Raw genomic sequence first — 25378 nt, 5'->3', positions numbered from 1 at the left:
TGTTTATTTTTTTGAAAAATTTGAAGGAAGGTATACTGTAAATCTTCCGGTTTTTATTACTTGATATTTTTCGGGATGTTTTACAAACTTTAAAGGAACAATCTCTTTCGGGCTGAAAGGGTAGTCATTACTTTCAATATATATGAAATCATCTGGTTTCTTTCCCCGTTTTTCAATAACAAATTTAACGTAATCTTTTAAAGTAAAGTAATAATAAATAGGAGGTTTTGCATTTAAAATATACAAATACCCCATTAAATGGTTACTTGAATAGATTACATTATTTTGATTTTCTAAATAAGGTCGAAGGTCTTCAATGTCCTTTTTTCTTCCTTTATCTAAATATAGGTCATACCCATTTACCTTTACATTCTCAGTTTGTTCAGTAACTACAAAATCTTTCCAACCTTTATCATGAAGAATATTAGGATACGTGATGCAGTTGTAAGCAAATAAAATGATAAATAGTATATAATATTTTATGTTGTATAATGAGAGTAGAATAATTATTAAAGATAAATACGGATATATATTATAAAGTCCTCCTCTTGTTTCAAAATAGGCTCCTGAACCAAATGATAACCCAAAAGGAATCAAAAATAAAACAATAAGCATTGTCTTTTTTATATCACTGATATTTTCTAAAGAATATCTGTATATTAAAAGAGCAAATAACACATAATTAATATAAATTGACGGGTAAAAGAGATTTGAAATAATAAAAATAGCAGTAAGAATTATGAGAATTACATTCAAATCCTGAACTTTTCTTTTGGAAATTTTATGAATATATCCAAGCAAAACACCTGTTGGGATAAAAATAAACCCTAAAACTTTCAGTATCCAAATAGCATAAAATCTTTTAGGATGCTGTTTGGTGTGGAATTCTTTATAATATTTAATCCACTCAAATTGTGAGATGAAAGTTGAGAAACTTTCTATAAAAGTAAAATAGAAAATGATTCCTATTATTCCCCCGATGAGAGTATAAACAATTGTTTCTTTTGAGTTTTTCCAAAAATTAAATAGTAAAAAACCTGCGATAGGTATCAGTACAATTGTATGAGGAATACCATTGAATAAAAGTAACCCCATGCAAAACCCAGCTATTATTAAAGGGAAAAGTTTTTTATATAAAAGATGAATTAGAATAAAAGCTAATGAAAAATTTATAAGAATTGTATTTCCTATATACTGGTGAATTACAATATTACTGATTCCCCAAGTTATAAAGTTGAGTGCTATACCTAAACAGCCTATTAAAAATGCATTAACCTTAAGATTATAATATTTACTAATGAGAAAATAAAATATAAATGTGGAAATATTTAATAATCCATAAGTAATGCACCTGAAAAGGTAAATGTTTTCAGTGTATAAAACTTTAAAGATACGATAGAAATTGGTCGCATCTATTGTTGGCAGTGTATCATGATCTCTATAAAAAAATAAATAGAAAGCTTCATCATTAAAGATAAATCCTTTATCAAGGTTTGAATAAACAATATAACCTGTAAATATTGCACCTATTACAAAGATCCAACTGAGAATATTTTCATATTTGTAGTGTGTTTTTTCCATTTCATTACTTTTTTTCTGCCCAAATACTAAATCCGGAAGCCATATTTTTGCTCATAGGATAATATTGTAAAATAACATCTAAAAATTTAATAGGGAACGTAGCAATCATAAAAAGAAGATACAGAAAGGTGTGAAGTGGCTTTATACCAAAAGAAAAAACCAATGCAAACCATTCCTGAACAACCCATAACATACCAGATGTAGGACCTATTGGTTTAAGTTTTTTTATTTCAAAATCCTTAAACTGATGTTTCATGCCTTCATATGTAAATCTTTGAAAATCATACGGAGAGGCATGGAAAGGCTGCATGAAAGGAATAAAACAATAAATTTTTCCTCCAGGCTTTAAAATCCTGTGTATCTCTGAAATCACTTTTTGAGGGTTGGGAACATGTTCTAAAACAGCAATATTGATAATGTAATCGATAGAGTTATCTTTAAAAGGGATTTTCTCGATATCACAAATAATATCTACATTATCATAAGGAAGCAAATCAACGTTTAATAAATCATCTCCGAAGTCAGAATTTCCGCTTCCGAGGTTTAATGCAACTACATTTTTTCCTTTTATTTCGTTTCTGATGATACGTTTTGCATCAAAAAAAGGCTGGGGATATACAGGACTGATGATTTCTATCAATGAACTATATATCTTGTTGAATTTCTTTATTTTATATTTTATTTTATCAAGGAAATCTGTCACCACTTCTTCCTGAACAGGAATGAAAATATATTTTCCATTTTTTACCTGATATTGATCTTTGAATACTTCTGGATTTACTTTTTTCATGGAAAATTATTTAAAATTCATTAATTAAGTCAATTACTCTTTGTTGCTCATTCTCTGATAGTTCATAGAATAGTGGTAACCTTAAGAGATTTTCTTCAAAATGGTCAGAATTTGGCAGCTCTCTTTTATCGTGTTTTTGATTATAATATTCACTTTTGTGTAATGATAGATAATGAAAAACCGCTAAGATACCATTGTCTTTAAGTTTTTTGATAAGTGCAGTTCTGTCATCTAAGTTTTCACAAATGATGTAGAACATATGGGCATTATTTGTAGCATATTCAGGAATAATCGGTAAAGAAATTTTAGAATTGTTTTTTAATCCGTTATAGTATCTGTCCCAGATTTCTAATCTTTTTTGTTGAATGTCGTTAAGGTTTTCTAATTGTGCCCACAAAAATGCAGAAATAATTTCGCTGGGTAAGAATGAAGAGCCTGTATCTACCCATCCGTATTTATTGATTTCTCCGCGGAAAAACATGGAGCGATTTGTACCTTTTTCCCAAATTATTTCCGCTCTGTTGATAAATTTTTCATCATTTATAGTAAGCATACCTCCTTCTCCTGAGATGATATTTTTGGTTTCATGAAAAGAAAAAGCTCCTAAATGACCAATACTTCCCAATGCTTTTTGAGTACCGTCTTTGAAGGTGTAAAAGCTGTCTATAGCCTGTGCTGCATCTTCTATTAATATAAGATTATGCTTGTTGACAATACTTAGGATTTTTTCCATATCACACGCAATACCTGCATAATGTACAACAACAATTGCTTTTGTTTTTTCGGTAATTAATTCTTCAATTTTATTGGCATCTATATTCGGATTGTTATCATATGAATCTGCAAAAACAATATTTGCTCCTTGTCTCACAAAAGCCAAAGCTGAAGAAACAAACGTGTAATCGGGAACTATTACTTCATCTCCAGGATTAATATTTGCTAATAAAGCACACATCTCTAAAGCATCTGTACATGATGTTGTAAGCAATGCTTTTCTAAAGCCATATTTTTCTTCAAAAAAAGCCTGACATTTTTGTGTGAAAATTCCGTTTCCTGAAATTTTCCCTGATGCTACTGCTTCTTCGATATATTTAGTTTCTTTTCCTGTGAGGTATGGTTTATTAAAGGGAATCATTCTTCCAAAAGTGTTTTATTATTATTTCATCTTTTATCTCATAGCCTTGTTTCTTATAAAAAGAACAAGCCTGAATATTTTCTTTTTGTGTAGGAATTTCCAAGTGGGTAATTCCGTTTTTAATACAGAAGTTTTCTGCCTTATCCAATAGTTTTTTTCCGAAACCTTTTCCCTGATATTCGGGATGAGTGGCAATAAGACCGATCTTTCCTAGACTATCATATTTTTGAACCGTTACAAAGCCTATAGCTTTATTGTCTTCTTCAATGTAAAAAACTTTGACAGCAAATTTTTTGTTTAAGCTATTGATAACCCACATGTCATAAAGTTCTTTAAACTTCGCTTCTCCAAACCTTTTATCAAGTAGAAATCTGCTCATTTTTCCACTTTCATAAGCTAGCTCTTTAAAGAAATCTTCATCTCTTGTATCCTCATCAGTATCTTTGATGATTTCATAAATAGGTTTAGATTCTTTAGACAGAGTTTTTATGAAATTAACCTTAGTTTCTTTAAACGAAAGACTATAACCTGCTAAATTCTGTTCAAAATCTGCGAATTGTTTTACAACTATAAGGTCATAATCTTCAGATGTATCTACATCTTCTTTATCTTTTAATGTTATGTCTCCTATTTTCTTTTTAAAAAAATCAGAGTCCCATTGTAATTCGTTAATCTTCATATGCTTCGTCTATTATAAAAACTGGTCTGTTTTTGGTTTGGTTAAATGTTTTTCCTAAATAAATGCCCACAATTCCTATACAACTTATTATAACACCTGATAAAAACCAAATAGATAAAATGATAGAACTGAATCCTGGTTCTGTAATCTTCCCTTCAAAGTAGGTAACAGCAAAGTAACCTGCTACAATAATGGAAAGTAAAGAAATTGCAGCTCCAAAACCGACGAATATTTTAAGTGGTTTATCTGAAAATGATATGATTACATTGAATGCAAGAGAAATAAGTCTTGAAAGGTTATATGCTGATTTTCCTTCTTCTCTAGATGCATGTTCTACAGAAATAGCAGTTGTCTTATAACCTACCCAATTGACAAATAAAGGGAAGAATTTTATATTATCATTAATGTTTAAAATAGACTGAACAACTTTTCTTTTATAAATTCCAAAATTGGCGATTTCATTATTTATTTCTATACCAGCCAAATAATTAAAAACTTTATAAAATATTTTTGAGCTCAGTTTTTTTATAAAAGAATCAATTCTGATTTCTCTTCTTGCAAGTACAACATCGTAGCCTTCAATTGCTTTTTGGTATAATTTCTCTATTTCTTTAGGCTGATCCTGTAGATCACAATCCATAACAACAATCCAATCACCTTTTGCTTTGCTTAAACCTGCCATAATGGTAGGGTGTTGCCCAAAATTGCGGCTTAATCTATATACTTTTAAGTGGTCATTTTTTTTAGCAAGGGATTTCATTACTTCCCAAGAATCATCAGGACTTCTGTCATCCACTAGAATGATTTCGTAATCTTCTCCGATTTTGTTCGCAATATTGGATATTTCGGAAACTAGTAATGGGAGTATTTTCTCTGCTCTGTATACAGGACTAACAATGCTAATCATGAATTAAGGGAATAAATTTTTTTCAAATATAAATAAACAATCTGTTTTTGTATTAAAATACAACTTTAATTATAGATTGAGAAATGTATTTTTTTCAGTTATTATTTTGTGTTTAATTTTTGTAAGTTCTGAACTGTTCTTCTTTACCTCATTATATCTTTTCAATATTTTTTTTGCTTGTTTGATATTACCTGTAAAAGAATTTTTAATAAAACTCTGTAAAAGAGCTTTTTTTTCTTGTTGTAAAGAATCCGGAAAATTAGGATTTAAAATTTTTGTTTCGATTGATAAATCCTTATACTTACCATAATCAACTTTTCCTAAAACTTGTTTTCCGTCATGCACAACTTTACTTTTTGGAGCTAGTAAAATCTTCTTTTTATGAAAGTGAATGCGGTTTACATATTCATTGTCCTCTCCATAATGGAAGAAATAGGGGTTGAATCCTCCTACAACTTCAATAGTCTGTCTGGGAATAAACCAATGTGCTGCATTAATGAAACTTATTTCATAATACGATTTTAGACTTTGAAAATATAAATCAGAAATGAGTCTTGTTTTTTCAAAATTGGTAGCAATATATTTGTCTAAGAAAATGTCAAGGTATTTTTCGGTTCCATCCAAATGCATCGGGCTTAAAATACCAATCTCTTTATTACTAGGATGACTATTGTATACATCTAATAATTGCTGAATACTTTCCGGATAAATCCACGCATCCTGGTTCATGAGATAGAAGAAGTCAGCCCCTTCTTTATATGCTTTTTCTATACCTATGTTATTGGCTTTTCCAAAGCCAAGATTTTCTTCAGATTGTATAAAATCAACTTCAGGGAAATTGGTTTTAATGTATTCCTGTGTACCGTCAACAGAGCCATTATCAATTACAATAGATTGTACAGGGATGCATGAGTTTCTTAAACTTGTAAAGCATCTTTCCGCCCATTTCATGGCATTATATGTAACAATAATAAAATAAACCTTTTGCATCTTAGTTGTTTAAATATATTTTTCTGCTAAAGTTTTTATGTAATCTTCAGACTTTACATTTGAGAAAAAAGTATTGATATGCTCATCAAAAGAGACTTTGTAAAAATCTCCTTCATTTATTTCATCATAAATGGCTTTTTTGCCAATTTTATCTTCAATAGCAGTTATAATCTCCTTCAGATTATAATAGTAGGGGAAGGCATAATTGATTATCTTACTATTAATATCCGGACAAATGTTTAATAAAAACTTATTAATATCATCCATATCAATTAGTAACCTTCTTGCGTTGCTATGAACTACAAATTTATTATTATTTATGATTTGATTTTTAAGATAATTGAAAAGTGTATTAGGATTTCCTCCTTTGCCTACAATATTTCCTATTCTTAAAATAAGATATTTTTCAGCATTATTTTTAATATAATCTTCCATTGCCAATTTGTGCAGTACATAATGGCTGTCTTGTTTTGATAAATCGTTTACACTTAGAGTCGAAAAGTATATAAATTTCTTTTCTTTATAATTTTTTAGAGTGTCTTTTATTAGCAAAAACTCTCTTTCAAATTCAGAATTTCTGGTTTCGAGGGAATTTGAAACACCAGATGCAAAGAATAAATTATCCTCTGAATCTATATTTCTTAATGAGTTTGCGATAAGCCCGTTTCCTATAATCATATATAAAGATATGAGTTTTGTTATTTAATTTTCATCTTTGTTTATAAATTCAGCATTAAAATCTTTTGAAAAAGGAAGCTAATTTATAATGAATTTTTAATCCTAATTTTCTTTCTGTTTTTTTCATCACATTAATAATCTCATTGGTGTTTTTATACCAGTTTTCAAATAATTGAATTTTTGTCTGAAGTACTTGCTTACTTGTTTGTTTGTTGTTAATACTTTCTAATATTGCCTTCTCAAATGCAAGAGATGCATCTTCCCAATTATACCATTGCTCAGAAGTTGAAATAGCATTTTTCTTTAAAGTTTCAAGCTTTTCAGGGCTATCTTTTAGTAGATTGATATACTCAAGAATTTTATTGTCATCATTCATTTCGGCTATAAGCGAATTGAAATCATGCTTCATATACTCTTCGTGTCCTGTAACGTTGTAGGTGATAGCTGTGCCTCCACAATGGAACATCTCTAACGGAGGACCAAACATACCTTCGATGGTACTTAGTTTTACAAGTACATCACAAGAGCGATAAATTTTTTGTGTTTCGTGGGTAGGTATATTAGAAAATACTCTGCTAACTCCTTCATACTGAGAAATAGGAGAATTGGTTAAGAGCCAAATTTCATCAGCTTTCGATTTTTTGCAAATTTCTATTGTCTTGGGAACATTTTTAAAGCTACTGCTGATATTTCCTTCTATCAAAACCCTAAGTTTACCTTTTTCTCTTGGGGCATGAGTTTCACCAGAAATAGAGTAGTTTTCTTTTTTTATACCATTTAGAACCAATTTAGCATCAATGTTATAATTATTTTTAACATATTTTTGAATCCAGCTGGCTTCAGTAATAACATTAAGATCTAAGAGATATGTCGATTCTGCAGCATTTTTTGTATTAAAATCATTATCTGGATAAAATCTGGATTCAACAGATTGATTAAAGTACAAGTAGCTATTGGCATTTAGATTTTTAAGTAAATAGCAGGTTCTCCAGAAAGTTGCAATAAGTACATCAAAATTAATCTTTTCAGCCTCTTTTAGGGTGAGTCTTTTAACATTCTGCAGCCCTTCAAACCAAAATAAATCTTTATCCTCTACTTTATTTTCAAAAATGAGAATAATATCAAGATTTCCTCGCTTATGAATATGAGAAACATGCTCAAAAATAACATTGTTCCCTCCAGAGAGAGAAGGGGAAGCAATAACGCCTACTTTTAATTTTTGTTTCATCTTTTTGTTTATTTTGGAATTAAAAATATTTACAAGCTATTTTATACATACTTGGAGGAACGTGGTATTGCACACAAAAAACCAGTCTTTTTATATTGAAGGGATAGTTTTTGTAAAGTGCGAAAAATTCCTGAGGTATCTTCTGATTTGCCAGGTATTTATCTTGAACAAATCCGTTAATCTTATGTCTTGCAATTCCTTTTTTATCAAACATGGTTTGAAGCATTGCGAATTCAAGATTAATCCTTTCTGCTTTTACTGCAGAAATATTTTGGGTATGTATTCTATAATATGCCAGCTTTTCAGGAATGTAAGAAATAAAATATTTTTCGTTGATTTTCAACCATCGGTAATAATCTTCAACCAAAAATTTTGAATCATATTTACCTGTTTCTTTCAGTACATCGGTTCTCATCACAACCGTTAGTGCAGGAATTCGGTTTCCTTTCAGAAGTTCATCTCTGAAAACAATTGGTTCTAAAGTACCTGTCGTGTTATAGTCTGCAATATCTGATATGATGCTCGAGTTATCATCTATCGCATAAGTATCTGTGAAAATCATTCCATAGGCATTGCCTAGGTTTTCTAGTTTTGTAATACATTTTTCGATAGCTTCTGGATGTAAAAAATCGTCTGCAGCAATTATTTTCACATACTTTCCTTCTACTAGTTCAATGCATTCATTGAGCATAGCAGAAAGTCCTGTATTTTTCTGATGGAAATTCGTGGTTGCGATGTAATTGTTCTCTTCCAGCCAAGCTTCAAATACCTCTACAGATTTGTCCTGAGAAGCATCATCTGCAAGGATTAATTGTATAGAAGAATAGGTTTGAGCCTTAATGCTGTTCAAACATTCTCTTATATATTTTTCCTGATTATAGCAGCAGACAACAATACTTACTATTTCCTTTTCTTTCAAAATAATTTTTTTAAAATTTATTTACAACACTTATTATTTTTGATATCTCATCTTCCGTCATTACTGGAGAAATAGGTAAGCTTAGTACTTCTTCGTGTATTTTCTCACTTATTGGAAAAGATAAGGTATTCCATTCTTTATACGCCTCTTGATGATGAGGTGGAATAGGGTAGTGAATAATCGTTTGAATACCGTTTTCGGTAAGATATGCCTGCAATTCATCTCTTTTTTCTGAACGTATTACGAATACATGCCAAACATGTTCTTTTTCATTAGTCGGATTTTCAGGAAGGATAATTGAAGGATTTGTTATTTCGCTAATGAATTTTTTTGCAATCTCTCTTCGGATTGTATTTTCATTATCTATATATTTAAGCTTTACATCTAAAACAGCAGCTTGAATTTCATCAAGCCTGGAATTTAATCCCTTGTAAATATTTACATACTTTTTGTTAGAACCGTAATTAGCTAAAGCCCTGATTGCTTTTGCAAGTTCATCATCATTAGTTGTTACAGCTCCTGCATCTCCTAAGGCACCAAGATTTTTCCCTGGATAAAAGCTAAATCCGGCAGCGTCGCCAAGATTTCCGGATTTTATACCATCCCATTCTGCGCCAATTGCCTGAGCATTATCTTCAATGATTTTTAAATTATGTTTTTTAGCAATTTCTTTAAGCTGGTTTGAAAAAACAACCCTTCCCTGAAGGTGAACAATAAGTATTGCTTTTGTTTTTGGAGTGATTTTTTCTTCTATTTTAGAAATGTTAATGTTATAAGTATTGATTTCGGGTTCTACTAAGATAGGGACCAAATTGTTATCAGAAATAGCAAGGATGGAAGCTATATAAGTATTTGAGGGAACAATAATTTCATCCCCCTGTTTCATAATTCCAAGTTCAATATAAGCACGAAGTATTAAGCGCAGCGCATCAAGACCATTAGCAACTCCAATGGCATGCTTGGCTCCAATATACTTTGAAAGGTTTTCTTCGAAATTGTTTAATTCGTTACCCATAAGATACCATCCTGAACGAAAAACTTCTAAAAGCTTTGTTTCAATTTCCTGTTGATATGCTAAATTGATTTTTTGTAGATCTAGGAACTTTATCATGAGAATAAATTTTTTAATTTTTTATTAAACGGTTTTTCTATTGCTTCGTAAGCAAAAATGCTTGCAATAAGTGTTATAAAAAACATCAATAAGGCTAAAGGAATACCATTAAGTTGAATCCCGATTAAACCATTATATTTTTGTGTGTAAGTTATGACTAAATAATGAATAAGATAAAATCCAAAACTTATCTCACCCAAATATACGAACCATTTCCATGAGAGAAATTTCGTGAACCAAGTTATATTACTTTCCGAAATGTAAGAATTTGCTGCACTTAATATTATTAAGCACATTGGTAGCCAATAATAAATTGAAAATCTATAACTTATTGGTACATACAAATGACATATAAATGATAATACTAAAATGCTTAACGCTCCAATTTCTAAAAAGATAAATGATTTTTTATGTAATGTCTTTTTTCTTTTAAGGTAAAGTGCAATTTCAAACAAAAGAATTCCTAATATAAAATCAAATATTCTTGTAAAAGGTGATATATAGAGCCAATAATGGATTTTTTCTTCTGGTAATAAATTGTTTAATACAAGTAATAATGCTATAAATGTTATTAATAATACTATTTTCAAAACTTTACTAAATTTAAAACCAATACCAATTAAAAAAGGAAATAAAGCATAAAAAAACATTTCATCAGAAATACTCCATGATGGAGCATTGTAGGAGAAAAAATATAGTTGGTCAGGAATATAACTCTGAATTAGTAAAATGTTACAAAACAATATTTTAAGACTACTATAGAATGTAGGGATAGAAACTAACATTGTGAAAAAATACAGTGGATAGATGCGTGCAAATCTAGCAATATAGAATTTTTTTAAAGAGATATTTTTATTTTTAAATTTATCTCTATAGTTTAAAGCGAGTATAAAACCACTTAGTATAAAAAAGAAACTAACTCCCAAGAAACCTTCTGAAAATATGTTTTCAAAAATACCTTTATATCGACCATCATATTTTAGATAAGATAAATGGCTTAAGAAAACGCAAAACGCAAAAAAGAATCTCAAAGAAGTTAAAGGCTTAATCATTTTTTCAAAAATTCATCATTTAAGAATTGATAAGAATTACCTTCTTTATCTATCATATTTAAATCTAATATTTTTCCCTCTGAAGTAATGTAGCCTGTTTGCTTTGCCGGATTTCCGAACCAAACAGTGTTTGCAGGTATGTTTTTAGTTACAACACTTCCTGCCCCAATCAAGGCGTTTTTACCAATTGTATTTCCTGCAATAATAGTAGAGTTTGCCCCAATTGACGCACCTCTTTCAACTAAAGTTTTAGCGAATTCCGCTGGGTATTGCTTAGATCGTGGGATGAGATCATTGGTAAATGTAACATTAGGTCCTACAAAAACATTATCTTCTAATGTTACACCGTCCCAAACCTGAACACCAGGTTTTATTGTAACATTATCTCCTATTTTTACATCATTCTCAATGAAAACATTGCAATTAATATTGCAGTTTTTACCAATTTCGGCACCTTTTAAAATTACACAGAATTGCCAAATCATAGTGTTTTCTCCTATGTTTTCGGTTTGGACATCGGCTAAATTATGAATCTTATAATTCATTTTGTATTTTTAAAAAAGTATCATAATCTCTTACATAATCCAGCTCGTTATAATGGTGAGAAGCCAAGACTAGGCAAATGGCTCCTGATGAAAAATTAATTTCAGATGCCCAAATTCCAGGAGGAATATGGAGACCAATGTCTGGACGATTAAGAAAAACTTGTCTTTTGAATTTTCCGTCGTCTAAAGAAACTTCAAAACTTCCACTTGCAGCAATTAGAAATTGATGACATTCTTTGTGAGAATGTGCACCACGGCTTTCTCCTCCTGCAATATCATACAAATAAAATATCCTTTTGACATCAAACGGAAAATCTGAACCATTTTCAACAACAGTAAGGTTCCCTTCATCAAAGCTTACTTTGCCCAGATCTATGACACTGCAGTCAAATACTGAAAGTTTATTTTTCATTTACAAACTTTTTAAATTCTTCAAAATCTCTGATATAGTCATTTTGGTTGTAAGCCTGATCAGAAACAATAATTGCTAATGAATTGGTAGAGAAATTTTCTAATTTTCTCCAATACAATTTGGGAATATAAAGCCCATAATAAGACCTGTTGAGAGAAAATCTTTGCTCTTCTTTCCCGTTATGTATAACTACATCAAAGCTTCCTGAGAGAGCAATAATGAATTCCTGTTGTTCTTTGAAAGCATGACTTCCTCTTGTTTCTCCCCCTGGAACATCATAGATCCAATAAGTTCTTTTTATTTCAAAGGGAAGTTGGCCCGGATGTTCAAAAAAAGAAAGATTTCCTCTTTTGTCATATATTTTTGGAAGTTCAATTATTTTAGGAATCATGGTGCTTGTATTTTATATTCAAAAGTAGGTCTTGTAATTCCAGGATAAAGATGTAGTTTGCTACCAACTTTTACGTTTTCAACTTCAAAACCAATAAAATTATCCATAGCGAATAATACTTCTGTTTGGTTTCTTCCGAATATAAGTTTAAAATAGTAATTTCCGGCATTTAATAATCCTGCAGGTATATCAAATTCCACAATATATTCTCCTATTTTAGAATCATTATTCTCTGTAATGAGTTTTCCAACATGGAAGATAATGAGCTCTTCATAGTTTTTCAATTCAAATGTAGTATCTAGATTGATATTTGGAAAATAGTTTTCAAAAACCAATTTCACTCGTACTCCAGATTCAATATCAATTAAATTTCCCTGAATAGGATTGACCGAAAATTCTTTTACTCGGATTTTTTCATTTCCTAAAGCATCATTAATATTTCCGTTATAATGATAAGATGTTGCTGTAGTACTGTTTTTCTGATATTCAATAATGGTATTCAACATATTCCCTTCATAAGCAAGTGTGCCTTGGCTGAGAAGAATACCTTTGCTACAAAGCTCTTTTACAGCTGTCATGTTGTGGCTTACAAAAAGAATTGTTCTGCCTTCTCCCTTTGTAACGTCTCCCATTTTTCCGAGACATTTTTTTTGAAATTCAGCATCACCTACGGCTAAAACTTCATCAACAATTAAAATTTCGGATTCTAAATGTGCTGCGACAGCAAATGCGAGACGAACATACATCCCTGATGAATATCTTTTTACAGGAGTGTCTATATATCTTTCTACACCAGAAAAAGCTACAATTTCATCAAATTTTCTTGTGATTTCTTTTCTTGTCATACCCAGAATTGCTCCGTTAAGGTAAACGTTTTCTCTACCCGTCATTTCTGGGTGAAATCCCGTGCCTACTTCCAATAAAGAAGCGATTCTTCCGTTGGTAAATATTTTTCCTGTGGTAGGTTTTGTTACTTTGCTTAAAAGTTTTAGTAATGTAGATTTTCCGGCACCATTTCTTCCGATAATTCCGACTGCATCCCCTTGTTCGATTTCAAAATTGATATCACGAAGGGACCAAACATAGTCTGAATCTCCTTTTGATGTTCTATCATTAGTTTCACCAATTTTTAAATAAGGGTCTTCTTTTCCTCTTACTTTGTACCAGAATCTGTTTAGGTCATGAGAAAGAGTGCCTGTTCCTACTTGTCCTAATCGATATTGTTTTGATATGTTTTCTGCTTTTAGAGCTAGCATGTTTTCTGTGTTTTATTTTTATCAGGTGTTTTTCATACGGATTATACCGTATCCATAAATGTTTTTTCTACTTTATTGAAGATAACAATACCTAGAAATAAAAGTACTAAAATTATACAAGAACTTACCATAAGCATTACCGGAGAAAAATCTCCGACACCTAGCCAGCCGTATTTAAAACATTCAAAAATACCTGTCAGAGGATTGAACTTTGCTATATTTCTAAAATATCCAGGGAGCATAGATACCGGATAAATTACTGGCGTTGCATACATCAATAAACTTACGCCAAATGTTAATAGCATACTTAAATCTTTGTATTTCGTGGTAAGTGCAGAAAATATCATACCTACACCTAATGAAAACAATGCCATAAGAACTATCAAAAGTGGAGTTGCCAAAATCCACCAATTAGGGGATATTTGATGGTTAGCAGTATAATATACCCATACAATTAAAAATAATAAAAACTGAACGCTTAATCTCATTAGGTTAGAAAGTACAATTGAAATTGGAATAACAAGTCTAGGAAAATAAACTTTACCAAAAATATTTGCGTTGCCTGTAAAAGTCGCCGAAGTAGCGAGTAGGGCCCCTGAAAAATAATTCCATAAAGTAACACCGGCAAGATAAAAAATTATTCCCGGAGCACCATCAGTAGAAAGTTTGGCAAATTTGCCAAAAATAATCAGATATGTGATTGTTGTAAAAACAGGATTGATAAAAAACCAAATAGGTCCTAGGATAGTCTGCTTAAAGCTTGATATAAAATCTCTTTTTACAAACATGTAAACAAGATCTTTATATCTCCATACTTCTTTAAGTTGTAAATCAAGCAAAGAATGTTTTGCTTCTATTGTTTCTGTCCACTTCTGTTGTGGTTCATTCATCTGTGTGAAAATTTTTACAAATTTATAATAATTAAATATCTTAGCGTTTTCTGGATTATGAATTATTGTTTGCATAAAACCAGAAAACAACAACTAATATATTAATATTTGTTGTTATGAACAAAAACTATCAATCATAATGATAAATAGTTTGTAAATATTTAAAATTGGATTGCTATTTGTCTACTAGTTTTTTCAGATATTCTCCATATCCACTTTTGCCATATTTACTAGCTGTCTCAAGAAGCTTTTCTTCGTTGATGAAATTATTCCTGAAAGCAATTTCTTCAATACAGCCGATTTTAAATCCTTGTCTTTTTTCAATAACACTCACAAATTCTGAAGCGTCATGAAGAGAGTCAAATGTACCTGTGTCTAACCATGCTGTACCTCTATCTAAAACACCAACTTCTAATTTGCCGTTCTTTAAATAAACATTGTTTACGTCGGTAATTTCTAATTCTCCTCTCTTTGATGGTTGGATGTTTTTTGCAATTTCTACAACGTCATTATCATAAAAATATAGTCCGGGAACAGCATAATTTGATTTAGGTTGTAAAGGTTTTTCTTCAATAGAAATAGCTTTGAAGTCTTGGTCGAATTCTACAACACCATACCTTTCAGGATCTGAAACATGATAAGCAAAAACGACCCCTCCGTTCGGGTTTGTTTTATTTTTTAATAAAGTTCCCATTTCAGAACCATAAAAAATATTATCACCTAAAACTAAAGCCGCAGAGTCATCTCCAATAAATTGGTCTCCTAAAATAAATGCCTGTGCAAGACCGTCTGGGCTTGGTTGTACTACATATTCAATATTACAACCAATCTGTGAACCATCACCTAAAAGTTTAATAAATCCGGCTTGGTCGTGCGGAGTTGTAATGATTAAAATATCTTTAATTCCTGCCAACAATAATGTGGAAAGCGGGTAATAAATCATTGGTTTGTCATATACCGGCATTAACTGCTTGCTTACTGCAATTGTTAATGGGTAGAGTCTTGTGCCTGAACCTCCGGCTAAAATGATACCTTTCATCTGTTTTGTGTGTTTAATTATACTGTTTTTCGTAGTATTTCTGGTAATCTCCGCTTGTGACATTTTCAAGCCATTCTTTGTTGTCAAGATACCAATCAATTGTTTTTGAAAGTCCTTCTTCAAATGTTACAGATGGTTTCCAGCCCAAATCTTTATTCAATTTTGTAGCGTCAATGGCGTAACGTTTATCATGACCAGGTCTATCTTTTACAAAAGTGATTAGTTTTTCAGAATAACCTTCCGGTTTTCCTAGCTTGGCATCCATTTGTTTAATAAGTTCTTTTACCAGATCAATATTTTGCCATTCATTGAATCCTCCAATATTGTATGTTTCCCCTGTTTTAGCCTCATTAAAAATCTGATGAATTGCTCTTGCGTGGTCAATTACAAATAGCCAATCTCTTGTATATTTTCCGTCACCATAAATAGGTAATGGTTTTTCATTAATGATATTTGAAATACAAAGAGGAATTAACTTTTCAGGGAAATGATTCGGGCCATAATTGTTTGAACAGTTTGAAACAATAAAAGGCATTCCGTAAGTATTTCCATATGACCTTACCAAATGGTCGGAAGCTGCTTTTGAAGCTGAATATGGAGATTGCGGATCGTAAGCTGTTGTTTCTAAGAAAAAACCTGTTTCTCCTAGACTTCCATAGACTTCATCGGTAGAAATGTGATAGAAAAGATTGTTTCTTTTTTCATTAGGAAATCTTCCGTGGGTGTGGTCTGGATTTAACGTCCAAAACTCTTTGCAAAGATTAAGAAGGTTAGCAGTTCCGTTTACATTGGTATTGATGAAAGCCATAGGATCTGTAATACTTCTGTCTACATGACTTTCTGCAGCTAAATGAACTACTGCGTCCGGATTATATTTTTCGAATACTTTCCTTAATTCTTCAGGTTTTGTAATGTCTGCTTTCTCGAAAATATAATTAGGTTCATTTTCAATGTCCTTTAAATTTTCAAGATTTCCAGCATAAGTAAGAGCATCAAGGTTGATAATTGTGGTGTTCGGATTGTTTTTTACAAACTCTCTTACCACATGTGAGCCTATAAATCCGGCTCCTCCTGTAATGATTATATTTTTCATCTAGTTATTTTCTATTGTTTTTCTACCAATGCTTTTGTAATAGAATCCGTTTTGTTTTGGAATTTCTAATGGGTACATATTTCTTCCGTCGAAAATTACCTTAGCATTCATTTTTTTAGCCATTAATTCAAAGTTAGGATTTTTGAATTCCGGCCATTCTGTGGCAATGAATAATGCATCTGCATTTTCCAATGCGTCATACATACTTTTTGCATATTGTATTTTGTCTCCTAGAAGTTTTTTTACATTGCTTTCGGCAATTGCATCATAAGCTACAATTTTCGCGCCTTTTCCTAAAAGAAGTTCAATGTTATCTAAAGAAGATGCTTCGCGAATGTCATCAGTATTGGCTTTAAAGGCTAATCCCCACATTGCAATTTTCTTTCCTTCTATATTTCCTCCAAAATATTTTTCAATTTCGGATACTAAAATTACTTTTTGGGCTGTGTTTACACTTTCTGTTGCTTCAAGAATTTGGAAGTTAAAATCTTCTTGTTTTCCTGATTTGATTAAAGCTTTTACATCCTTAGGGAAGCAGCTTCCTCCATATCCAATTCCGGGGAATAAAAATCTGTGACCGATTCTGTCGTCACTTCCCATTCCAAGTCTTACTTTGTCTACATCTGCTCCTACTTTTTCGCAATAGTTCGCAATTTCATTCATGAATGTAATTTTTACAGCTAAAAATGAATTTGCAGCATATTTTGTAAGTTCGGATGATTTTTCATCCATAAATATAATAGGAATTCCCGTATTGGTAAATGGTTGGTAAATTTTAGCCATGATCTCTTTGGCTTTATCAGAACTTGCACCGACAACAACCCTTGATGGGTTCATAGAGTCTTCAACTGCAAAGCCTTCTCTCAAGAATTCCGGATTAGAAACTACATCAAAAGGGATGTTTGTTTTTGAAGAAATAACCTCTCTTACTTTATCGGCTGTTCCTACAGGAACAGTACTTTTATTTACAATTACCTTGTATTCTGACATTATTTCGCCGATATTACTGGCAACATTAATAACGTAAGATAAATCAGCCGACCCATCTTCTCCTGGAGGGGTTGGCAAAGCTAAATAAACAACTTCACTTTTATCGAGTGCTTCTTTTAGGTCGGTAGTGAAAAATAACCTTTCAGCCTGAATGTTTCTTAAGAACATTTCTTCCAGGTTCGGCTCATAGATGGGAACGATGCCGTTTTTCATACCCTCTACTTTTTTTTCATCAATATCTACACAGTAGACCGAATTACCAAGTTCTGCTAAGGTTGTTCCTGTAACTAATCCTACATAACCTGTTCCTACAATAGTAATATTCAAAATGTATGTTTTTAAATTAAATGACAAAAATAGTAAAAATACTTTCATTCCATTCCTTTAAATTAAGGTAAATCATTTTTTAGTTATTTGTTTGATTATAAGATGATTTTGATTTTTTGAAAAAAAAGTGTATATTTGCAATGGATTTACGGAAAAATAATGGAAAGGCCTTCGGAAGAAAGCCTTTTTTCGTACGGTAAATCAAGATTTAAGTGATTGTATGGAGTTTAAAAAAAGAATTGAAGAATTATTAAACGAATTTCTTGAGACTAGGAAAGATTTGTTTCTTATTGATTTAAAAATTTCTGCTGGAGATGATATCACGGTGACTTTAGACGGTGATAATGGGGTTTCGTTGCAAGATTGTCTGGATGCGAGCCGTGCAATAGAATTTAATATGGATCGTGAAGAACATGATTTTAGTCTACAGGTGATGTCGGCAGGATTGAGCGAACCTCTTTCAACGCCTAGACAATTTAGAAAGAATATTGGGAGAGATATTGAAGTGTTATTGAATGATTCTACTAAAGTTGAAGCTGAGTTGATAAAAGTGGATGATGAAAAAATTACACTTATGCTACGTTATCGTAAGCCTAAAGATATAGGAAAGGGTAAAGTAGATGTGGAGGAGGAAAAAGAAATTCCGTACTCTGAGATAAAAAAAGCATTAGTAACAATTAAATTTTAAAAGAAAAAAAATAAATGGATAATATAGCGTTGATTGAATCCTTTGGTGATTTTAAAGACGAAAAAGGGATCAGTAAGATTGATCTTATGGCAATTATTGAAGATTCTCTGAAAACTCTTTTAAGAAAAAGATATGATTCGGATGATCATTTTGATGTAATTGTAAACCCCGATAAAGGAGATTTTCAGATATTTTTAAATAAAACGATTGTAGAAGATGAAATGTCGGAAGATGATGATTTGGAAATTGAAATTTCTGAAGCAAAGAAGATAGATCCTACATTCGAAGTTGGGGAGGATTTTACAATGGAAATTCCTGTTGCTCAATTAGGAAGAAGAAATATTCTTACCTTAAAGCAAATATTGGCTACTAAATTGCAGGAGCATAATAATGCTATGTTGTATGAGCAGTTTAGAGATAAAATCGGGGAGATTGTTGTAGGCGAAATTCATCACATACGTCACAAACATGTTATTTTGTTGGATGATGAAGGAAATGAATTTATCTTGCCGAAAGAAAATCAGATTCCGTCAGATTTCTTTAAAAAAGGAGAAAATATCAGAGCTATTGTTGAAACAGTAGATTTTAAAGGTTCAAAACCGCAGATTATTATTTCCAGAACAGCGCCTAAGTTTCTTGAGAAATTGTTGGAACTGGAGATTCCTGAGATCCAAGATGGTACTATTATCTTGAAAAAAGTAGTAAGAATTCCTGGAGAGAAAGCAAAAATTGCGGTGGATGCTTATGATGACAGAATTGACCCTGTAGGAGCTTGTGTGGGAGTGAAAGGTTCAAGAATTCATGGAGTTGTAAGAGAGTTGAGAAATGAAAACATCGATGTTATTCAGTGGTCTAAAAACCCTGAGATTTTGGTGAAGAGAGCTTTAGGTAATGTTACCATCAATAAAATTGACATCAATGAGGAGCAAAATTATGCATTAGTATATACTCCTGTTGAAGAGATTTCTAAAGTTATCGGAAAGCAAGGTCAAAACATTAGACTTGCTTCTTGGTTGACAGGTTATGAAATTGATGTACATAGAGAATCTAGTGAAGATGACGATGTTGAATTGAGAGAATTTAATGACGATATCGAGCAGTGGATTTTGGATGAGTTTAAGAAAGTAGGTCTTACTACTGCGAAATCAGTATTAGATAAAGAAACTGAAAGTCTTCTGAATATGGTTGACCTTGAAGAGGAAACTATTGAAGAAGTGAAACGTATTCTAAGAGAAGAATTTGAAGATTAAGATTTGTAAATAAATTTTAATAAACAGTAAAAAAGAAATACTTTAATTTTAAGAATTAAAAAACAGTAAATAATATAGATGCCAAAAATTAGATTAAATAAAGCGGTTAAGGAATTCAATATTTCGATGTCTAGATTAGTAGAGTTTTTACAGTCAAAAGGCATTGAGGTTGAAAGCAATCCTAACGCTCAATTAGAAGAAGCGGCATATTCTGCATTAGAAGCTGAGTTTGCCAAAGATGGTGAGCAACGTAAGGCTTCTCATGAGGTGGTAATTACTAAAGTTCCGGAAGAAAAACTGGAAATTGAAGAAAAGAAAACCCCTGAAGTAATAAGAGCTAAAGCTAACAAACCAGAAACTAGAATTTTAGGTAAAATAGATTTAGAACCTAAAAAGTCTGAAGTTGTAGAAACTCCTGTTGAAAAACCGACTCCTGTAGTTGAGGAAAATAAGGAAGCGATTCCTGCTTCTCCGGAAGTAAAAGCGACTTCTGAAAAACAGGAATTTAAAGTTCTGGATAAAATTGATTTGTCTCAAATAGAGACTAGAAATAGACCTGTAAAAAAAGATAAACCAAAAGCGGAGGAAAAGAAGGTTGAAGAAAAGCCTGTTAAAAAGGAAGAGGTTGAGCCTGTAAAAGAAACTCCAAAACCAGTTGTTGAAGCTCCTGCTAAACCAGTTGATGTGAAAGTTCAGGCTGAAAAAACTGAAGAAGAGTCTCAAGAACCTCAAAAAATTGAAACAGTTTATCAAAAACTTGATGGGCCTAAAATTGTCGGGGAAAAGATTGACTTAACTCAATTTGCATCAAAGCCGAGTTCTGGAGCGAAGAAAAAAAGAAAAAGAATTGAAAAACCTGGAGGTAATAACAACCAACAGGGTGGAAATAATCAGCAAGGCGGAAATAATAACCAAGGAGGAGGTCAAGGAAACCGCCCTCATGGAAATAATCAAAACCGTCCGCAAGGTCAAGGTGGTCAAGGAAATCGTCCACAGGGTCAAGGTGGCGGAAACCGTTTTGGAAATAATCAAGGAAACCGTCCGCAAGGTCAGGGTGGCGGAAATCGCCCACAAGGTCAAGGAGGAGGTAACCGTTTTGGGAATAACAGACCAGGTCAAAGAACAATGCCTGTTGAGTTGACTGATGAACAAGTTAAAAACCAAATTAAGGAGACTCTTGAGAAATTAACAAATAAAGGAGGTAAGTCTAAATCAGCAAAACACAGAAAAGATAAGAGAAACTTCCGTAGAGAACAAGATGAACGTCAGCAGGAAATTGATGCTCAGGACAGAACTTTAAAAGTTACAGAATTTATTACTGTTGGTGAATTAGCAAGTTTGATGAACGTTTCTCCAACTGAAGTAATTTCTGCATGTTTCTCTCTTGGTGTAATGGTTACAATGAACCAAAGACTAGAAGCTGATACATTATTATTGGTTGCTGATGAGTTTGGTTATAAAATTGAATTCTCTGATGCTGATTTAGGTGAGTCTGAAGAGGATGAAGAAGTGGATAGCGCTGAAGATTTATTACCAAGAGCTCCTATTGTTACGGTAATGGGGCACGTTGACCATGGTAAGACATCGTTACTTGACTATATTAGAAAAACCAATGTAATTGCAGGTGAATCAGGAGGTATCACACAGCATATTGGTGCTTATAATGTGAAATTGGAAAATGGTCAAAGAATTACATTCTTAGATACTCCGGGGCACGAAGCGTTTACAGCGATGAGAGCGAGAGGAGCACAGGTTACGGATATTGCAATTATTGTAATTGCTGCCGATGACGATGTAATGCCTCAAACAAAAGAAGCGATTTCTCACGCACAGGCTGCTGGTGTTCCAATGATTATAGCTATCAATAAAGTTGATAAGCCAAATGCTAATCCTGATAATATCCGTCAACAGCTTTCCGGAATGAATATTTTGGTAGAAGAATGGGGAGGGAATGTTCAGGCGCAGGAAATTTCTGCTAAGTTTGGTAATAATGTAGATGTGTTGCTTGAAAAAGTTTTATTACAGGCTGAATTACTTGAATTAAAAGCAAATCCCAACCGTTCTGCAAATGGAGTTGTTATTGAAGCGTCTTTAGATAAAGGTAGAGGTTATGTTGCTACAATGTTGGTGCAAACTGGAACTTTAAGAGTAGGGGATTACGTAGTAGCAGGAAAGAATCACGGTAAAGTGAAAGCTTTGCTTGATGAAAGAGGTAAAAATCTTTCAGAGGCAGGGCCGTCAATTCCTGCAACAATCTTAGGATTGGATGGAGCGCCAACAGCTGGAGATAAATTTAAGGTTTATGCCGATGAAAGTGAAGGGAAGGCAATTGCGAACAAGAGAGAACAGCTTCAGAGAGAATTGTCGATTAGAACTAAAAAGCATACAACGCTTGAAGAATTAGGAAGACGTATTGCTTTAGGAGAATTCAAAGAACTGAACATTATCCTTAAAGGTGATGTGGATGGTTCCGTAGAAGCGCTTTCTGATCAGTTACAGAGATTATCAACGGAGGAAATCAGTGTGAAGATTCTTCACTCAGGTGTAGGACAAATCACTGAGTCTGATATCAACCTGGCAACAGCTTCAGATGCAATTATTATAGGGTTTAATGTAAGAGCAGGTGCTAACGCAAAAGAACTTGCAGATCGTGAGGAAATTGAAATTAGAACATATTCTGTAATCTATAAGGCGATTGATGAGGTAAAAGAGGCGATGGAAGGTATGCTTTCTCCAGAGATTCAGGAGCAGGTAATCGGTAACGTGGAAATCCGTGAAGTGTTCAAGATTTCTAAAGTTGGAACGATTGCAGGATGTATGGTTCTTACCGGAAAAGTTACAAGACAATCTAAAGTACGTTTGTTGAGAGATGGTATTGTTAAATTTGATGGCGAACTTGAGAGCTTAAAGCGTTTCAAAGATGATGTTAAGGAAGTCACAAAAGGTTACGAATGTGGATTGAATCTGAAAGGCTATAATGATATCGAAATAGGTGATATTCTTGAGGTTTACGAAGAAGTTGCAGTAAAGAAAAAGTTGAAATAACTTAGTTTCTTATAAATAAAAAAACCATCTTTTTTAAGATGGTTTTTTGTTTTGTGGTAATGTGGTCAAAAATAGTTGGTGTTTTTAACAAAAATAATTCGTAATATTTGGCGGTTGATTGGAAGAGGAAATAAGCTCTGCTGAGGAGCGACTTATCAGCAATATAATCAACGCTGTAAACGATAGTTTATAAGGGTGGTTTTGTCATCCTTATTTTGAACAGCTTTATGGCTTAAAAAACCTTTTACCACTTTTCATTTTTATAAAAAAGATACCACTGAATAAACTTTTTTCTCCGAGTTTTGGTAAGTCCTCGGTGAATATTAAGATTAACCTGAGTTCGGGATAAGGATTTTTCGTAAGTATTAATAAATCAGGTGTTTAAATTAAATTTTCTAATTTCTTACCTCATTCTCTTAATTTTCAGGATATAAAATAAGTGTAAATTGAAATATTTTATTCATTTATTATAAAATTTTAGAGGACTAAAAATCTAGAATCCTAATAAAAAATTGTCATTGTATTTATTATCAGTGTTTTGAAAATCCTTTTGTTGTTATTTCTTATCCCGAACTCAAGTTAAGATTAGCTTTTAGATGCCCAAAAAAAGATTCTATTTCATTAGTTGTTTTCGGGATTTTATGATTTTGAAGGAAGGTGAACATATTAGGCAAAGCTTTTTAATAACTGAAAAACACCTTCTTACCATCTTGTGTGTATACCAATATCTTCCTGTTTCCTCACTATAAGATTTTTCATTTAAAAATCCCTGATGCTTTTCAGACCAGTCCAAAAATTCTTTAATCCAATATTGCTTTTTAACTTCACTATCAATAAAATGAAGTTTGGAAATCATCTCACGAAGTTCAAAACACGCTTCAGACTTTGGATAAGCAGAAAGCTGTATTTTGCACATCCTCTGAATATGAACCAAGCTCCTCTGAACAGGAACTTTCGGACAAACCTTACGAATGGCTTTCAATAAAGACTTATCGCCATCGCAGGTTATTCCGCCAATTTTAATTCCTAAGTTCAGAATATTTTCTAAATCTTCTTTAAGTTCCTGATAATGCTCTCCGTTTGTAATTCTATATAGTTGAGTTTGTTTAAACACATTATCTCTATATACGACCAAACAAATTTCATTGGAAAAATATATACCATCAATCAATAAATAAACATCCTTATTCTGACTATAACTGAGGTTTGGATCTTTTCCCAAAGCATCATATTGAAATATCGCTGAAGAGAGCTTACCGAATGTCCCGATTCTGCTGAAATTTGCTCATATGTTTGTTTTTCAATAATCCATTTTTTGAACCAAATTTCTTTGTTTTTCAAACCTACAGATCTATTTTGGGAAGTACCACATGTTTTGCATTTAAAAAGCCGTTTGCCATTTTGCTTTCCCCAAGAAATTACATTGAGACTTTTGCAACTCCAACAACTTTTTTTTTTGAATTTTCAGCCATAAAAAAAGTTTATTGAAGCAAAGTTCAATAAACTTTCTGTATCATCAATAATAATCGGCATTACAGAAAATTTTACAACTATTTTTGACTATTAAGCCTTTTTTGTTTATATTAATCTTGATTTAAAAAATTAATAAGCTTTACTAAGTCTTCTTCTTTGTCGAACTTAATTTTATTAGACTTGAAGAAGATGTTTAAACTTTCTTTTTTATCTGGAAATTGTGCGATAATGTCTTTTGGGTTCTTGGGTCTTTTAATGTATTCTCCTTTTTCGGTTTGGATGTAATATATGGAAGGGAGTTTCTTAAAAGCGGCAGGTTTGTCGGCTGCATAAGAGTTTGCTGCGGGAACGATATCAATAAAAATTATTTTATCTTTTTTGTATAAGCTGTTTTTTCCATCTACGAGTTTGAAAAAATATCCACTTAAATCGTCAGATGTCTCAATTAAAGCTATTATTTGTTTTGAATTGGTAAATTGAATTTTAGAAAACTCACTGTCTTTGGGAAGGACTAAAATTGTTTCATTCTTTTTAAATTCAATCTCATCTTTGTAGCTATTATATCTGATAGGAACCTCCTCGTATTTTTGTGATACTTTAGCTTTGTTGAAATTTTTGTCCAGATATGGGGTTCCTGTTATTTGATCATATGTTAACGATTTGCCATAATTATCTCCTTTTATATTATTAAAAACAGCGACTTCACTTTTTATATCATTAATAGAAATAGGAGCTTGTGCTGATAGGTAAATAGAGCTTAAAGTGAGAAAGATATTGAGTATTCCTTTTTTCATTTTTAAAAAAAATTAAGGTTGATAATACAAATTTAAGTAAAAACATTATAAATATTGTAATTTTAGTAAAATTTCACAAATACATTGTTTGTAATCATTATAAATAATATATTGC

Annotated in this window: 24 protein-coding genes and 1 pseudogene; 3 read left to right on the top strand and 22 right to left on the bottom strand. The window is 32.0% G+C overall.

The window, feature by feature from the left end:
- Positions 1–3: 3 nt before the first annotated feature.
- The 19 genes from OH806_RS03875 to OH806_RS03785 all read right to left on the bottom strand — a co-directional run bounded on the left by OH806_RS03875 (position 4) and on the right by OH806_RS03785 (position 18013).
- The gene (locus tag OH806_RS03875) at positions 4–1581 is read right to left on the bottom strand and encodes a hypothetical protein (protein WP_264742357.1); all 1578 of its coding nucleotides are present in this window, start codon (positions 1579–1581) and stop codon (positions 4–6) included.
- 4 nt (positions 1582–1585) lie between these two features.
- Positions 1586–2371 carry a class I SAM-dependent methyltransferase gene (locus tag OH806_RS03870; RefSeq protein ID WP_264742356.1) on the bottom strand — a complete coding sequence of 262 codons (786 nt, stop codon included), beginning with the start codon at positions 2369–2371 and terminating at the stop codon, positions 1586–1588.
- 10 nt (positions 2372–2381) lie between these two features.
- Positions 2382–3506 carry a dTDP-4-amino-4,6-dideoxygalactose transaminase gene (gene rffA / locus OH806_RS03865; protein ID WP_264742355.1) on the bottom strand — a complete coding sequence of 375 codons (1125 nt, stop codon included), beginning with the start codon at positions 3504–3506 and terminating at the stop codon, positions 2382–2384.
- A complete protein-coding gene (locus OH806_RS03860; RefSeq protein ID WP_264742354.1) occupies positions 3493–4185 on the bottom strand; it encodes a GNAT family N-acetyltransferase in 693 nt (230 codons plus the stop codon). Before OH806_RS03860 ends, rffA begins: the two co-directional genes overlap by 14 nt.
- A complete protein-coding gene (locus OH806_RS03855) occupies positions 4175–5092 on the bottom strand; it encodes a glycosyltransferase family 2 protein (RefSeq protein ID WP_264742353.1) in 918 nt (305 codons plus the stop codon). The genes OH806_RS03860 and OH806_RS03855 overlap by 11 nt, the downstream gene beginning before the upstream one ends.
- Before the next feature lie 69 nt (positions 5093–5161).
- Positions 5162–6082 carry a glycosyltransferase family 2 protein gene (locus OH806_RS03850; protein ID WP_264742352.1) on the bottom strand — a complete coding sequence of 307 codons (921 nt, stop codon included), beginning with the start codon at positions 6080–6082 and terminating at the stop codon, positions 5162–5164.
- 9 nt (positions 6083–6091) lie between these two features.
- Positions 6092–6760 carry a Rossmann-fold NAD(P)-binding domain-containing protein gene (locus OH806_RS03845; RefSeq protein ID WP_264742351.1) on the bottom strand — a complete coding sequence of 223 codons (669 nt, stop codon included), beginning with the start codon at positions 6758–6760 and terminating at the stop codon, positions 6092–6094.
- A 55-nt stretch (positions 6761–6815) separates the two neighbouring features.
- Positions 6816–7988 carry a glycosyltransferase gene (locus OH806_RS03840; protein ID WP_264742350.1) on the bottom strand — a complete coding sequence of 391 codons (1173 nt, stop codon included), beginning with the start codon at positions 7986–7988 and terminating at the stop codon, positions 6816–6818.
- A gap of 19 nt (positions 7989–8007) precedes the next feature.
- Entirely contained in the window at positions 8008–8907 is a 900-nt protein-coding gene (locus tag OH806_RS03835; protein WP_264742349.1) for a glycosyltransferase family 2 protein, read from the bottom strand.
- A 10-nt stretch (positions 8908–8917) separates the two neighbouring features.
- On the bottom strand, positions 8918–10018 hold the full coding sequence (locus tag OH806_RS03830; protein WP_264742348.1) for a DegT/DnrJ/EryC1/StrS family aminotransferase: 1101 nt from the start codon (positions 10016–10018) through the stop codon (positions 8918–8920).
- Positions 10015–11070, bottom strand: a complete 1056-nt coding sequence (locus OH806_RS03825; protein ID WP_264742347.1) for an acyltransferase family protein — start codon at positions 11068–11070, stop codon at positions 10015–10017. Before OH806_RS03825 ends, OH806_RS03830 begins: the two co-directional genes overlap by 4 nt.
- Positions 11067–11615 carry an acyltransferase gene (locus OH806_RS03820; protein ID WP_264742346.1) on the bottom strand — a complete coding sequence of 183 codons (549 nt, stop codon included), beginning with the start codon at positions 11613–11615 and terminating at the stop codon, positions 11067–11069. Before OH806_RS03820 ends, OH806_RS03825 begins: the two co-directional genes overlap by 4 nt.
- Positions 11605–12027 (bottom strand): sugar 3,4-ketoisomerase, encoded by a 423-nt coding sequence (locus OH806_RS03815; protein WP_264742345.1) that lies wholly within the window; start codon positions 12025–12027, stop codon positions 11605–11607. Before OH806_RS03815 ends, OH806_RS03820 begins: the two co-directional genes overlap by 11 nt.
- Positions 12017–12418, bottom strand: coding sequence for a sugar 3,4-ketoisomerase (locus tag OH806_RS03810; RefSeq protein ID WP_264742344.1), 402 nt, complete (start codon positions 12416–12418; stop codon positions 12017–12019). Before OH806_RS03810 ends, OH806_RS03815 begins: the two co-directional genes overlap by 11 nt.
- A complete protein-coding gene (locus OH806_RS03805; RefSeq protein WP_264742343.1) occupies positions 12415–13674 on the bottom strand; it encodes an ABC transporter ATP-binding protein in 1260 nt (419 codons plus the stop codon). Before OH806_RS03805 ends, OH806_RS03810 begins: the two co-directional genes overlap by 4 nt.
- Before the next feature lie 41 nt (positions 13675–13715).
- On the bottom strand, positions 13716–14564 hold the full coding sequence (locus tag OH806_RS03800; protein ID WP_264742342.1) for an ABC transporter permease: 849 nt from the start codon (positions 14562–14564) through the stop codon (positions 13716–13718).
- Positions 14565–14739: 175 nt separating this feature from the next.
- Positions 14740–15603 (bottom strand): glucose-1-phosphate thymidylyltransferase RfbA, encoded by an 864-nt coding sequence (rfbA, locus tag OH806_RS03795; protein ID WP_264742341.1) that lies wholly within the window; start codon positions 15601–15603, stop codon positions 14740–14742.
- 13 nt (positions 15604–15616) lie between these two features.
- Positions 15617–16696, bottom strand: a complete 1080-nt coding sequence (rfbB, locus tag OH806_RS03790) for a dTDP-glucose 4,6-dehydratase (protein ID WP_264742340.1) — start codon at positions 16694–16696, stop codon at positions 15617–15619.
- Positions 16697–18013: a UDP-glucose dehydrogenase family protein gene (locus OH806_RS03785; RefSeq protein ID WP_264742339.1), complete on the bottom strand. Its 1317-nt coding sequence runs from the start codon at positions 18011–18013 to the stop codon at positions 16697–16699.
- A gap of 220 nt (positions 18014–18233) precedes the next feature.
- On the opposite strand from OH806_RS03785, the gene rimP reads away from it, so the two are divergent.
- The 3 genes from rimP (at position 18234) to infB (ending at position 22996) form a co-directional block, all read left to right on the top strand.
- A complete protein-coding gene (gene rimP, locus OH806_RS03780; RefSeq protein ID WP_264742338.1) occupies positions 18234–18701 on the top strand; it encodes a ribosome assembly cofactor RimP in 468 nt (155 codons plus the stop codon).
- 14 nt (positions 18702–18715) lie between these two features.
- Positions 18716–19951 carry a transcription termination factor NusA gene (gene nusA, locus OH806_RS03775; protein ID WP_264742337.1) on the top strand — a complete coding sequence of 412 codons (1236 nt, stop codon included), beginning with the start codon at positions 18716–18718 and terminating at the stop codon, positions 19949–19951.
- Positions 19952–20029: 78 nt separating this feature from the next.
- A complete protein-coding gene (gene infB / locus OH806_RS03770) occupies positions 20030–22996 on the top strand; it encodes a translation initiation factor IF-2 (protein WP_264742336.1) in 2967 nt (988 codons plus the stop codon).
- A gap of 613 nt (positions 22997–23609) precedes the next feature.
- Here the strand turns inward: infB and OH806_RS03765 are convergent.
- From OH806_RS03765 to OH806_RS03760, 3 genes and pseudogenes are all read right to left on the bottom strand, one after another.
- Positions 23610–24218 (bottom strand): hypothetical protein, encoded by a 609-nt coding sequence (locus OH806_RS03765; RefSeq protein ID WP_264742335.1) that lies wholly within the window; start codon positions 24216–24218, stop codon positions 23610–23612.
- Positions 24164–24430, bottom strand: a pseudogene (locus OH806_RS16635) (hypothetical protein); the annotation flags it as partial. The gene OH806_RS03765 and the pseudogene OH806_RS16635, both read right to left, overlap by 55 nt.
- A 149-nt stretch (positions 24431–24579) precedes the next feature.
- The gene (locus OH806_RS03760; protein WP_264742334.1) at positions 24580–25263 is read right to left on the bottom strand and encodes a hypothetical protein; all 684 of its coding nucleotides are present in this window, start codon (positions 25261–25263) and stop codon (positions 24580–24582) included.
- Positions 25264–25378: the final 115 nt, after the last annotated feature.

Origin of the sequence: Chryseobacterium oryctis (assembly GCF_025971925.1) — a bacterium.
GTDB lineage: Bacteria > Bacteroidota > Bacteroidia > Flavobacteriales > Weeksellaceae > Chryseobacterium > Chryseobacterium oryctis.
Note: the sequence above shows the minus strand (reverse complement) of the source record. Positions and strands in the feature narration are given on the sequence as shown.